The sequence below is a fragment of the Bosea sp. (in: a-proteobacteria) genome, assembly GCA_023910605.1.
Lineage (GTDB): Bacteria > Pseudomonadota > Alphaproteobacteria > Rhizobiales > Beijerinckiaceae > Allobosea.
The window spans coordinates 956,051-968,532 of sequence record JAAVVV010000001.1; the positions used below are offsets into that span (position 1 = coordinate 956,051).

12 protein-coding genes and 2 pseudogenes are annotated in these 12,482 nt (G+C 67.3%); 10 read left to right on the forward strand and 4 right to left on the reverse strand.

Annotated features, from left to right (window positions below; translation table 11 throughout):
• Positions 1 to 26 precede the first annotated feature (26 nt).
• The 10 genes and pseudogenes from HEQ16_04730 to HEQ16_04775 all read left to right on the forward strand — a co-directional run bounded on the left by HEQ16_04730 (position 27) and on the right by HEQ16_04775 (position 8,142).
• Complete coding sequence (locus tag HEQ16_04730; GenBank protein ID MCO4053349.1) at positions 27 to 1,568, forward strand: ABC transporter substrate-binding protein; 1,542 nt, start codon at positions 27 to 29, stop codon at positions 1,566 to 1,568.
• A gap of 34 nt (positions 1,569 to 1,602) precedes the next feature.
• Positions 1,603 to 2,511, forward strand: a complete 909-nt coding sequence (locus HEQ16_04735; protein ID MCO4053350.1) for a DMT family transporter — start codon at positions 1,603 to 1,605, stop codon at positions 2,509 to 2,511.
• Positions 2,508 to 3,461, forward strand: coding sequence for an ABC transporter permease (locus HEQ16_04740; GenBank protein ID MCO4053351.1), 954 nt, complete (start codon positions 2,508 to 2,510; stop codon positions 3,459 to 3,461). Before HEQ16_04735 ends, HEQ16_04740 begins: the two co-directional genes overlap by 4 nt.
• Positions 3,458 to 4,285 (forward strand): ABC transporter permease subunit, encoded by an 828-nt coding sequence (locus tag HEQ16_04745; protein ID MCO4053352.1) that lies wholly within the window; start codon positions 3,458 to 3,460, stop codon positions 4,283 to 4,285. The genes HEQ16_04740 and HEQ16_04745 overlap by 4 nt, the downstream gene beginning before the upstream one ends.
• Entirely contained in the window at positions 4,278 to 5,705 is a 1,428-nt protein-coding gene (locus HEQ16_04750) for an ABC transporter ATP-binding protein (protein ID MCO4053353.1), read from the forward strand. Before HEQ16_04745 ends, HEQ16_04750 begins: the two co-directional genes overlap by 8 nt.
• 103 nt (positions 5,706 to 5,808) lie before the next feature.
• The gene (locus HEQ16_04755) at positions 5,809 to 5,967 is read left to right on the forward strand and encodes a hypothetical protein (protein MCO4053354.1); all 159 of its coding nucleotides are present in this window, start codon (positions 5,809 to 5,811) and stop codon (positions 5,965 to 5,967) included.
• A 141-nt stretch (positions 5,968 to 6,108) separates the two neighbouring features.
• Positions 6,109 to 6,336, forward strand: a pseudogene (locus tag HEQ16_04760) (response regulator).
• 78 nt (positions 6,337 to 6,414) lie between these two features.
• Positions 6,415 to 6,801 (forward strand): annotated as a pseudogene (locus HEQ16_04765) (efflux RND transporter permease subunit).
• Positions 6,802 to 6,916: 115 nt separating this feature from the next.
• Positions 6,917 to 7,294, forward strand: a complete 378-nt coding sequence (locus HEQ16_04770) for a hypothetical protein (protein MCO4053355.1) — start codon at positions 6,917 to 6,919, stop codon at positions 7,292 to 7,294.
• 44 nt (positions 7,295 to 7,338) lie between these two features.
• Positions 7,339 to 8,142, forward strand: coding sequence for a DUF305 domain-containing protein (locus HEQ16_04775; GenBank protein ID MCO4053356.1), 804 nt, complete (start codon positions 7,339 to 7,341; stop codon positions 8,140 to 8,142).
• Positions 8,143 to 8,164: 22 nt separating this feature from the next.
• Here the strand turns inward: HEQ16_04775 and HEQ16_04780 are convergent, their stop codons facing one another.
• Genes HEQ16_04780 through HEQ16_04795 form a run of 4 tightly spaced genes read right to left on the reverse strand, consistent with a single transcriptional unit; the run spans position 8,165 to position 12,408 of the window.
• The gene (locus tag HEQ16_04780; protein MCO4053357.1) at positions 8,165 to 9,931 is read right to left on the reverse strand and encodes a hypothetical protein; all 1,767 of its coding nucleotides are present in this window, start codon (positions 9,929 to 9,931) and stop codon (positions 8,165 to 8,167) included.
• Positions 9,932 to 9,945: 14 nt separating this feature from the next.
• Entirely contained in the window at positions 9,946 to 11,046 is a 1,101-nt protein-coding gene (locus HEQ16_04785) for a chemotaxis response regulator protein-glutamate methylesterase (GenBank protein ID MCO4053358.1), read from the reverse strand.
• 10 nt (positions 11,047 to 11,056) lie between these two features.
• On the reverse strand, positions 11,057 to 11,899 hold the full coding sequence (locus HEQ16_04790; GenBank protein ID MCO4053359.1) for a chemotaxis protein CheR: 843 nt from the start codon (positions 11,897 to 11,899) through the stop codon (positions 11,057 to 11,059).
• A 29-nt stretch (positions 11,900 to 11,928) separates the two neighbouring features.
• Positions 11,929 to 12,408: a chemotaxis protein CheW gene (locus HEQ16_04795; protein MCO4053360.1), complete on the reverse strand. Its 480-nt coding sequence runs from the start codon at positions 12,406 to 12,408 to the stop codon at positions 11,929 to 11,931.
• Between the last annotated feature and the right edge of the window lie 74 nt (positions 12,409 to 12,482).

Sequence of the window (12,482 nt, forward strand, 5' to 3'; positions counted from 1 at the left end):
TTCACTTTCGCAACACGGATGTCTCCATGACCAGCACTCCGATCACCCGCCGCTCGGCGCTGGCGCTTGCCGCTTCGGCAACAGCACTCGCCTTCCCCTCGCTCGCCTCCGCTCAGGAGGTGGGCGTCCTGCGCGTCGCTGCTCCCTGGGAATGGACATCGAACGAACCCACCGAGACCGGCTACATCATGACCCGGATGCAGATCGCCGAGACGCTGGTGATGGTCGAGCCGGATGGCAAGCTGGTCGGCGGCATTGCGGAGAGCTGGACGGTGGCCGATGACGGACTGACCTGGCGCTTCAAGATCCGGTCGGGCGCCGTCTTTCACGACGGCACGCCGGTGACGGCGGAAGCTGCGGCAGCAAGCCTCAGGCGTTCGCTCGCCGGAGAGAGCATGCAGCAGATCCCGGTCGATCAGCTGACCGTCGAGGGTGATACGTTGGTCCTCAAGACCAGGACGCCCTTCAGCCATCTCCCTGCTGTGCTGGTGGATTATGCCTCGGTCATTCTTGCGCCAGCCTCGTGGGGGGCAGATGGCAAGGTGAGCCGCGTCATAGCTACCGGCCCGTTCCGCATCACATCGATCGACGGGAAGACCGTGATCGAGCTTGAACGCTTCGACCGCTACTGGGGCGAGAAGCCAAAGGTCGCGCGCGCCCGCTACACCGCGATTCCCAATGGCGACACGCGCACCAATGTCGCGATCGCCGGTGATCAGGACATTATCTTCACGACGGTGCCAGCTGCGACTCCGCGCATCGATGCGGCGGGACAGATGAAGGTCGAGAGCCTCACCATTCCGCGCGTACGGGTCATGGCGTTCAATTCGGGGCTGCCGCAATTTGCGGATGTGCGCGTACGCCGCGCCATCAACATGGCCATTGACCGCAGGGGTATCGCCTCGGCTGTCCTGCGCCATCCCGGATCGGCAGCGACACAGCTGCTGCCTGCGGCCGTGCCCGCCTGGCATGACGAAAGCCTGCCGGCCTATCCTTTCGACGTGGCTGGAGCGAATGCACTGCTCGATCAGGCTGGCTGGACACGCGGTGCCGACGGTGTGCGCGCGAAGGAGGGTGCGCGCCTTTCCGCGAAGGTGCTCACCCTCGCCAATCGTCCTGAACTTGCCGTGATGGCGACCGCGATCCAGGCGCAACTCAAGACCATCGGCATGGAACTGTCGATTGAGCCGAGCCCCTCGGCGGCCATTCCCGCCGCGATTCAGGCTGGAACCATGCAGATGACCATGGTTGCGCGCACCTATGTCAACGTGCCCGAAGTCATCGCCACGATCATCCCGGATTTCACCCGCGAGCGCTCGACCTGGGGCACGCTGAACTGGCCCGGCCGTGACCGCGTCAAGGCGCTCACCGACGAGTATGTCCAGAGCTTCGACGAGAGCCGCAAGGCAACGTTGCGAAAGGATATCCTGAAAATTATCCGGGACGAGGTGCCGGTCGCGGCTATTGCCTGGTTCGAGCACACGGTTGCTGTCAACAAGCGGGTGAAGGGCCTTGTCATCGATCCGTTCGAAACGCGCTACATGCTGCAGAAGGTGAGCCTCGGTTGATGGTTGGAAGCCGGTGAGCAGCGTCTCGACCGCGATGGCCGGGATTGTTGGTGGAGCAGGCGCAGGGATTGCCTTGCGCCTGCTCGCCACGCTGTTCTTCTCGCTGATGAGCCTGTCGGTGCGTTTGGCCTCCGTCGAGGCGCCGGTCGGCCAGATCGTCTTCTGGCGCAGCGCGGTCGCGCTCGTGCCGATCCTCGTCTATCTCGCCTGGCGCGGTCAGCTTCGCCATGGGCTCAGGACCGAGCGGCCGCTCGGCCATGTGAAGCGCAGCCTCTACGGCTGTGCGGCGATGTTCTTCTCCTTCCTCTCGATTGCGCATCTGCCGTTGGCGCTTGCGACCGCGCTGTCCTTCCTTGCTCCGCTCATCGTCGTACCGCTCGCCATCGCGACGCTGGGCGAGCGTCCGGGGATCGTTGTGGTGGCTGCGACGCTTCTCGGCTTCCTCGGCGTCGGGCTGATGCTCTGGCCAGCAATGGTGGGACCGGAACTCGCGGTCGGCACGCTGATCGGCGTGGGCGCTGGGCTTGCCTGCGCTGCAACCACCGCGCTCGCCAAGACCGAGATCAAGCGCCTGACGGCGACCGAAGCGCCGGCGGCAATTGCGTTCTATTTCGCGGTGGTCTGCGCGGCCTGCGGGCTGGCCACCTGGCCATTTGGTTGGGCCGATGTCGGGCACACAGCGCTCCTCGCGCTGATCGCTTCGGGCCTGTTCGGCGGCTTTGCGCATATCGCCATGACGGAGGCTGTGGCACGCGCGCCGGTGTCGACGCTGGCGCCGTTCGAGTACACGGCGATGATCTGGGCCATCCTGTTCGACCTCGCCGTTTTCGCGCTCTGGCCGGAGCCTATCAGCCTGCTCGGCGCGCTGCTCATCGTGATCGCTGCGGCCTGCGTCGCCGTCGCCGACCGGATCGGCGCGCGGCTGAAGGGCGTGCCGGCATGAACGGGGTCCTGCGCGTCATCATGCTTCGCATCGGGCAGGCGCTGGCGACAGCCGCGGTCCTCGCCTCACTGTGCTTTGTCTTCGTGCACGCGCTGCCAGGCGATCTTGCCTTGCGCATCGCGGCCGCCCGCGTCGGCGACGAGCGCGTCACGCCAGAGACCGCCGACCGCATCCGCCGCGAGGAAGGTCTCGATCGGCCACTGATCGTGCAATACGGCCAGTGGATGGGGAACCTCGCTCAGGGCGATCTCGGCCGCTCGCTGCTGTCGGGCAAGCCGGTCACGCAGGAACTCGCCTATCACGCCTCCTTCACCCTGCAACTCGGCCTGATCGGCTGGCTGCTGTCCTATCTGATCGCATTGCCGCTCGGCGTCATGGCCGGGTTCAGGCCCGGCGGCACTGTCGACCGGATGACTAATGCGCTTGCTGTGACGCTCGCCTCGCTGCCCACCTTCCTCGTCGGCATTGGGCTCATCACGCTTTTTGCGCTTACGCTGCGCTGGCTGCCGCCGGCCGGCTTCCGGACGGGGGCGCATATGGTGCTGCCGGCCTTCACGCTGGCACTCTCGCTCGTCGCGTTCTCAATCCCCGTGATCCGCAACGCGGTGGCGGAGGTGCGTTCGGCTTTCTTCATGACCTATGCGCGGGTGAAGGGCCTGACCCCGGCCGCCGCTTTCCGGCACCATGGGGTGCGCAACGCCGCGATTCCGGTCGTGACCTATGCCGCGCTGCAATTCGCTTTCGTGATCGACGGCTTCGTGGTCATCGAGACGCTGTTCAACTATCCGGGCCTCGGCGAACTGCTCGTCAAGGCGCTGATCGCGCGCGACGTGCCGGTCATCATGGGGGCGGGCCTCATCATCGGCTTCGCCTTCGCTGTCGTGAGCCTGCTGGCCGACCTCATGCGCCTCTGGCTCGACCCGCGCGGCCTCGCGGAGGCGCGCGCATGAGCCTCGTTCTAGAGCCTGTCCGCGCGCGGAGCCTGCCGCCTTCCGTCTGGCCGCTGGCGGCGCTGGCTGGCCTTGCCCTGACAGGTCCGTTCCTTGCGCCGCAGGACCCCAATGCGCAGGATCTGATGCGGGTCATGGAGGCGCCAGGCATCAATCACCTGCTTGGCACCGACCATGTCGGCCGCGACATCCTCTCGCGTGTTTTGGCCGGCGCTCCTCATTCGCTTGGGCTTGCTGTCCTGTGCGTGGCGCTCGCGTCCAGTGTGGGCATCACGCTCGGGCTCATCGCAGCCAATGGCGGCGTGTTTGTCAGGGCGTTGATCATGCGTCTGGCCGATCTGATGCTGGCCTTCCCAGGCCTGCTGCTGGCGCTCCTCTTCGCGGGCTTCCTGGGCGGCGGCATCTGGCCGATGCTGATCGGGTTGAAACTGGCGCTCTGGCCGCAATACGCCCGCATGACCGAGGCAGTGGCCACGAGCGTGCTCCGGGAAGGCCATGTCGAGGCCGCGCGCCTCGCGGGCTTCTCCGAGCGCACCATCCTCACCCGCCACGTCCTGCCGCCCGTGCTGCGCGCAGTGATGCCGCTGGCCACGCTCGGCGTCGGGCAGGCCATCATGTCGATCTCCGCGCTCGGCTTCCTCGGGCTTGGCCTGAAACCGCCCACACCCGAATGGGGCGCGATGATCAACGAACTCCTGCCCTTCCTCACTGAGGGCTTCGTCCAGATGGCGGCGCCGTGTGTGATGATCTTCTTTTCGGTGCTGACCCTGACCCTGGCGGGCCGCGCGCTTGCTGCGGACCCGGCGGGAGGTGGCAATGACTGAAGCTGCGCTCACGATCTCGCATCTCTCCATCCGCGACAGGAACGGCGTCGCGCTTGTCGACGACGTGTCGCTGTCCGTGCCGCGCGGGGGCGTTCTCACGCTCATTGGCGAGACCGGCAGCGGCAAGAGCCTGATCGCGCAGGCCGTGTTCGGCCTCCTGCCATCCGGCTTGTCCGTCACGGGAGACATCAGGGTCGGCGGCCACGAGCCAATCCCTGCGAACGAACCGAAACTCCTTGCCGCACTGTGGCGCGAGCAGATCATGCTGATCCCGCAGGAGCCGTCCGCGGCGCTCGATCCGACCATGCGCGTAAAGCGGCAGATGGCGCTGGCCGGCCTTGACGAGGAGGCGATCAAGCCGGCCCTCACAGCTTTCGACTTGCCTGGTTCGACCGCAGAAGCCTATCCCTTCACGCTGTCAGGCGGCATGGCGCAGCGCGTGCTGGTCGCCTCGGCGCTGGGCGTCGGCGCGCCGATCATCGTCGCCGATGAACCGACCAAGGGCCTCGACGCCGACCGCGTGACTCAGGCGATCGCCGCACTCAAGCGCCTGTCAGCCGCCGGACGCAGCTTGCTCGTCATCACCCATGACCGCAGGCTCGCAGAGGAGCTTTGCGGAGAACTGGCGATTATTCGGAATGGCCGGGTGATAGAGCATGGACCGAGCGCAGGACTTCTGTCTGCGCCCCAAAGCGAGTACGCGCGAACCTGGCTGGCCGCCGATCCGCGGCACTGGCCGCACTGCCACCGCTGCTGCGACATGACCAGCCTTGCGCTGTCCGCGCACGGTCTCGCCTTCGGCTGGCCAAAGGGGGCGATGCTGTTCGAGGACCTTGACCTGCATCTCCCGAAAGGCGGCGTGCTGGCGATCTCGGGGCCGAGCGGCAGCGGCAAGAGCACGCTGGGCGACATTCTGCTTGGCCTGCGCCCTCCGATCGCCGGCAGCGTCGAATGGGGCGGGGTCGACATCGTCGCAGCTCCATCCGCCATCCGGACCCGTCGGCAGCGCTATCAAAAGCTGCATCAGGATCCAATCAGGGCCTTCGTGCCGCACCTGACCTTTGCGCGCCAGTTCCTTGCGCTCGAAGACGTCAAGTCCGGCCTCTCGGTCGCACGCGATCTGCCGCCGCTGCTTGAAAGGCTGAAGGTCAATGATCGGCTGATGAGCCGCCGCCCCAGCGAGGTTTCCGGCGGCGAGGCCCAGCGGCTCGCACTGGCACGCATCCTGTTGCTTGATCCGGTGGCGATCATCGCCGATGAGCCGACTTCGCGGCTCGACCCGGTGGTGCAGCGTGAGACGATGCGGCTCCTGCGTGCAACCGTCGATCAACAGCGGCTCGGCCTTGTCCTCATCAGCCACGATAAGGCGCTGCTCGCCGCGATCGCGGACGATCATCTCGCACTCGGTCCGCGAGCTTGAGCCAAGGGCGGCAAGCCCGCGCCTGATCGCGCTGGCCGGATGATCATGCGCAACACCATGTTTCCGGTGGATCAGATCGAGCAGGATGTGGTGGCGGGCGCCCTTGCAGGACGCGATCGTTGAAGCCACCGAGCGCCGCGCGCGCCCTTTGGCGCCCAAGGCGCTGGCGGCCGTGCTGGCGATGATCCCGATCTCGACCTCCGCCTTCCGGGGGTCGATGCCGATCACCATCGGGGCGGCATGCTTGTGGCCGCTATCCTGACCATCCTCTTCCTGCCGGCGCTTTACGCCCTGGCCTGAATCGGTTTGGCAGACGCAGAACGGCAGCCATGGTTTGACATCAGGCCGGAAAAGGGCGGAAACAGGAGGCCGCCCGCGCTGACCTGCCGAGCCCGAACCTGCGATGAATGCGTCCCTGCCTTCCACGGAGCCCATGGCGCGGATCCTGATCGTCGACGATGACGGCCAGATCCGGGACCTGCTCGCCAGCTTCTTCCGCCAGAACGGCCTTGAGGTCGTGCTGGCGCGGGACGGCACTGACATGCTCGCCGCGCTCGACAGGCAGCCGATCGATCTGGTGGTGCTCGACCTCATGCTTCCGGGCGCAGGCGGGCTGGACCTGTGCCGCGACCGCTTCGTGACGAACGAGGCCGTAACCGATGCCGCCATCGAGATCGAGACCCCTTCCGGCACGCGCAAGGCGACCCTCAGCCTCGAAGGCGCCTTCCAGGCGCAGGAGGAGGCCAGCCGCACCATCAGCCTGCTCTCGCTGGTGTCGCTGGCCATGGTCTTCGCAATTCTCTACAGCCGCTACCGGTCCGTGCTTTTCGCTCTCGTTATCATGGGTTCGGTGCCGCTGGCGCTGATCGGCTCGGTCGCGGCGTTATGGTGGGCGGGCCAGCCGCTCTCGGTCGCCTCCATGATCGGCTTCATCACGCTCACCGGCATCGCGGCGCGCAACGGCATCCTGAAGGTCAGCCACTGGATCAACCTCGCCGTGCATGAGCGCATGCCCTTTGAAAGCGGGGCGGACATGCGCGCTCTGGTCACGCGCGGCTCGCTGGAGCGCCTCACGCCGGTGCTGATGACGGCGCTATGGGGCCGCGCCCCTGCGCCGTCTGGTCGATGGCGTGCGCGCCGACCAGACCGCTGCGGCGCTTGCCCGCCGCGACCAGCCGCAATCCGCCGAAGCCTTCTGAGGAGCCAGGCCCATGTCCGCCACCCTGCGCGCCCTTGTCGCCGCCGTCCTGCTGATCCTGTCGCCGCTGGCGGCCCTGGCCCACGAACCACGCAAGGGGCCAAATGGGGGCGCGCTGGTCGATGCGGGCAGCTATCACATCGAGGTCATCGGCAAGGGCGCCACGCTCGATGTCCTGGTCTCCGACCTGAATGACAAGCCCTTGCCGGCTACCGGCTTCAAGGCCCTCGCCATCCTCGTGGTCGACGGCAAGACCCACCGCGTGACGCTCGAGCCCACCCCCGATGGCAGCCGCCTGACCGGGACCACGCCTGTCGCGCTCCAGGCGGTGAAGGGCGCGGTGCAACTGACCGACCACGCCGGCAAGACTGCGACGGGCCGCGTGAACTGAGGCATCAACCGACCTTACGGTAACCCGACACAACAGGAGCCATCATGAAAACGCTCGTCATCGTCTCCGCCTTCCTCGCCGCCGCGGCCGTGCCGCTGGCTGCCCAGCACAGCGGGCATGGCTCCGCGCCGGCCCAGCCCCGCGCCGGTCAAGGCGCCCACGGCACCCATGGAGGGAAAGGCGCCCACGGAGCGCACGGAGCGCAAGCAAGCCCCGCGCCCCAGGGCGCGCAAGCAAGCCCCGCGCCCCAGGGCACGCAGGCTAACCCGCCAGCTTCAGGCGGCCATGCCGGCCATGGCGCCGCCCAGGCACAGCCGGCCTATCCGGCGGCCCAAGCCTTCGCCGCCGCCAATGCCAGGATGCACAAGGACATGGCCGTTCCCCTCACGGGCAATGCCGATGTCGACTTCGCGCGCGGCATGATCCCGCATCACCAGGGCGCGGTGGACATGGCCGAGATCGTGCTGAAGTTCGGCAATGATGCCGAGGTCAGGGCGCTGGCCAATGCCGTGATCGCGGCCCAGAAGGCCGAGATCGCCCGGATGCAGGGCTGGCTTTCGCTCAAGGCAGCATCCGCGCCGGGGCCAAGCGCTGCGCTGGTGAAAAAAGCCTTTGAGGAAGCCAATGCGCGCATGCATGCAGACATGGACCTGCCGCCCAGCGGCAGCGCAGACCGCGATTTCATGCTCGGCATGATCCCCCATCATGAAGGCGCGGTCGAGATGGCGAAGATCCAGCTTCGCCATGGCGCCGACCCGGACATGCGCAAGCTGGCGCGCGATGTCATCCGCACCCAGTCCGAGGAGATCGCCTCGATGCTGGACTGGTTGCGCCGCAACGGCGGCTGAGCCTCGTTGCCGCCTGTCAGCTTCAGGCGGCGAAGTCGGTGAAGTCGTCGAAGGAGTCGAAGTCCGCGCCGCTTTGCGATCCGGCTTCGGCCGCGGGGGCGGGCGCCGGCTGCCCATCGTCGAGGCCATGGGCGGCCAGCACGGCGCGGTGGACCTCTCTCTCGGCCTTCATCGTGTAGAGCGGCCAGACCTTCTGCGCGAGCACGGAGGTGATGGCCGCCGGGTCCGCTGCGTCATGGCCCTGCGCGTCATCGGCCATGGCTTCAAGCCGCGCTGCGATGTCCTCGATTCCGTCCGTGCGCGCGGCCGTCGCCATGAAGGCCCGGCGGGCCGCAACGATGTCGCTTGAAAACGCGGCGGCGTCATCATGCAGGCGTTGCAGGAGGTCCCCCAGACGCTCGCCCACGCGCCGGATGCGCCCGAGCGAGCCCTGCACCGTGGCATCGAAGGTCGAGATCCGGCCCGCATCGACCGCGCGTTGGCGCAGTTCGGTCGAAGCGGCCAGCATGCGCCCGAAGGTGGGTCCAAGCTCGCGAGCCTGACGCTCGACCAGGTCGGCGCCGCTCTTGAGCTCCTTGGCGATCACAACCAGCCCGCGGCCGCCTTCACCCAGATGCGCGGCGCGCAAGCCTGCATTGGTTCCCAGGAACACGATGTCCAGCACGGTGCGACGCAACTCCGTCACCGCCGTCTCGAAGCCTTCGAGGAAGGTGATGAGTTCGGCCATGACATGATCGACGCGGCTGCGCGCCCGGTCGCAATGGCCGAGGATCTCGGAAGCGGCGCCGAGCCCGGTCTCGAGATCGGCGACCAGCGAGGTCGACGATCCCGCATCGCCCGCGCCGACGAAGCCCTCCACCGAGCGGGTCAGCCGCCCGGTCTCGTCGCCCAGCAGCGCCAGGGTTTCGCTGACGCGGCCGCAATCCTCGTCCAGCAGCGCGGCGGTGGCCCTCAGCTGCGCGCCCTGCAACGTCGTCAGCACCGGGCTGAGACCCTCGATACTGCCATCGTCGATCCCGAGCGCGGTGATGATGTGCGCGATGCGCTGGCGGATGTTGTCGCCGGACTGGAGCGCTATCACGGCCTCGCTGGTGGCCATGATGACCCGACCGGAATGGGCGGCCATCTCGTCGACCACGCCTGCGGTGGCGGCCTGCCGCTGGCCAAGCTCACGCAGCCTCTGGTCGATCTGCTCCGCAAGCTGCGACAGCGATGCGCCCATCTGCCCGTCAAAGGCGGATTGCGCCTTGAGGGCGGCGGCGATCCGGCTCGTGATCTCGCGATGGCTCCGCGCGCAGCTGTCGATCACATCGCGCGCGCGCTGCGAACAGGTCCCGACCTCTTCCGCGAAGGCTTCCAGATCGCGCGCCGGCCCCCTGATGCTGGCGCGCTCGATACGCAGGTTCTGGGTCAGGATGCCGACGAGCCGCATGCTCGACCACAGCTCGCCAAGCAGCCGGCCGGCCGCCTCGCTATGGTCCTTGAGGGCCTCCAGCGCGGCCTTTTCATCGACCAGCCTGTCTTGCAGTGAGAGGATGTCGCGCGAGAGCCCGGCCAGCGCCTCGCGCGCCTCGGCCATCTCCGGGTGCCCGATCTCCTCAGCCACCGCGCGCAGGCGGCCCTTGAGGCTGTCGAACATGGCGAGGCCCGCGCCGAAGCGCTGACCCACCTCCGCAAAGGTCCGGTCGATGTCGGCCTCGCCCTCGCGCAGGAGGGACAGCACGTCATCGGGCACGAAAGGCCCCGGCGCCATCGTGTCCCTCGCCAGTATCTGGATCGCAGGTTGCATGTGGCGAGACCGGGCTAGGCGCTGCGCGCGGCCGGGCCCGGCGCGCTGCGCTGCGCCGAGGGCCAGTCCATGATCTCGCGCGGAATGCGCGCAAGGGGCGTGATGCGCTGCACCGCTCCGGCCGCGATCGCCTCCTTCGGCATGCCGAAGACCACGCAGCTCTCCTCGTCCTGCGCAAGCGTCATCGCCCCTGCATTTCGCATTTCCAGCAGGCCGCGCGCGCCGTCATCGCCCATGCCGGTCATGATCACGCCCATGGCGTTGGCCCCGGCGCTTTGCGCGGCGGAGCGGAACAGCACGTCCACGGACGGGCGGTGCCGCGAGACCGGCGGGCCATCCTTGATCGCGACATGATAGCGCTGGCCGGTGCGCTGCAGCACGATGTGCCGGTTGCCCGGCGCGAACAGCACGCGCCCGGTCGTCAGCTCGTCGCCATCCTCCGCTTCCTTGATGTCCATCCTGCAAAGCCCGTTGAGGCGGCGTGCGAAGGCGCCGGTGAACCTTTCGGGCATGTGCTGGACGATGACGATGCCGGGGCTTGTCTCGGGCAGCTGCTCAAGCACCTCGCGCAGGGTCTCGGTGCCGCCCGTGGACGATCCGATGCAGACGATGCGATCCGTGGCGACGCGATCCCTGCGGAGAACCGGAGGCGGCAGGATAGCATCGGCGGACAGCTTCTTCTCGATCTCCATGCGCGCGCGCTTGGGCCTGAGCCTCGCCTGGGCTGCGGCGCGGACCGCATGGCACAGCCGGTCCGCCGTCTCCAGCAGCGCATTGCGGGTGCCGACGCGCGGCTTGGGCAGCACGTCCACCGCGCCGGCTTCCAGCGCGTCGAACAGCATGGGCGAGCCGGCCTCCGTCAGCGTCGAGCAGATGATGACCGGGATGGGCCGCTGCTCCATGATCTTGCGCAGGAAGGTGAGGCCGTTCATGCCCGGCATCTCGATGTCGAGGATGATCACGTCGGGCAGCTCGGACTGGAGCCGGCGAGCGGCCGCGAAGGCGTCTGACGCCGCCCCGATCACGCTGATGCCGGGCTCGTCGTTGAGGATCGACGACAGGACCTGCCGCACCGAGGCGGAATCATCGACAATTAGAACACGAATCGGATTCATCGCTGCCTCGCTATGCCTTGTCGATATGCTGGAAGATGGTGGGTCTGGCCTGCCGCAAGCCAGCCACGCCGCTGGCAGCCATCGATTCAGAATGGCCCAGGATCAGGAAGCCGCCTTGCCGCAGATGGCTGCACAGACGCGTGACGACCGCGCGCTGGACGTCCTTTTCGAAATAGATCAGCACGTTGCGGCAGAAGATGATGTCGATGTCACGGTCGAAAGGATAGGCCGCATCTATGAGGTTGAGCTGCTGGAACGCCACCCGGGCCCGCAGTTCGGGCACAATCCGCACGGTGGCCGAGGCCGGATCCCGTGAGGCCATCAGGAAGCGCCGCCGCATGTCGGCAGGCACGGGCTCCACGAACTCGCGCGGATAGATGGCGGCCTGCGCCTCGTTCAGCACCTCCACCGATATGTCCGTCCCGAGCACGGAGTAGCGGCGGATGCGGCCTGAATCGACCAGATCCTGCAGCACCATGGCGGTGGTGTAGGCTTCCGCCCCCGTGGAGGCGGCAGCGCTCCAGACCTTGAAGGATGGCAGCGCCGAACCCTGCCACTTGCCGATCTCCCGGACGGCGCCATCGCGCAGGAAGTCGAAATGGCTCGGTTCGCGGAAGAAATCGGTCTTGTTCGTGGTGACGCATTCGATGAGTTCGGGCATCTCGGCGGCAAGGCCACCCGCATCAAAGAGATGGGTGCCATAATCGCGCAGGCTGTCGAGGCCCAGCGCCCGCACGCGCCGGCGCAGGCGTCCCTCCACCATGGTGCGCTTGCCGCGCGGCAGCTTGATGCCGGCGCGGCTTTCGATGGCGGTGGCGATCGCAGCGAAATGGCGATCAGAGAGGTGGTCCATCTCTGGATCGAGCAAGGGCTTCAGGGCGTTCACGCTGCGACCTCTGCGTTTTCGGCGACTGCGTTCACGTCATCCTCTTCCATAAGGCGCGCCAGGTCGAAGATGATGACGAAGCCTGAATCCTTCCGCCCGATGGAGGAGATATAGCGCGACACCCAGCGGCCTCCGACCTCGGGCGGTGCATCCGCCTGGGTGTCGTCTAGCCGGGTGACCTCGAGCACACGGTCGGCCACGAAGCCGATGCCCATGGTGCGCCCGCTCAGGGACACGTCGATGATGATGATCCGCGTCGCGCTCGTGGGCTCGACGCGCGGCAGGCCCAGCTTGGCCCGCAGGTCCACCACGGGGTAGCCCACGCCGCGCACATCGATGATTCCGATGAGGAAATGCGGCGCATGGGGGAGCCGGGTGATGGGCTGCATGTCGAGTATCTCGCGCACGCCGCGGATGTCGATGCCGAAGGTCTCCTGTCCGAGACCCAGTGTGAGATATTGTGCGGAGTCAGCCATGTTGGCCTCGGTCATTGCGCCGCGAAAGGCGGCATGGGGGGCGCGTTGGGCCACAGTGGCGGGGGGGTGTTCCC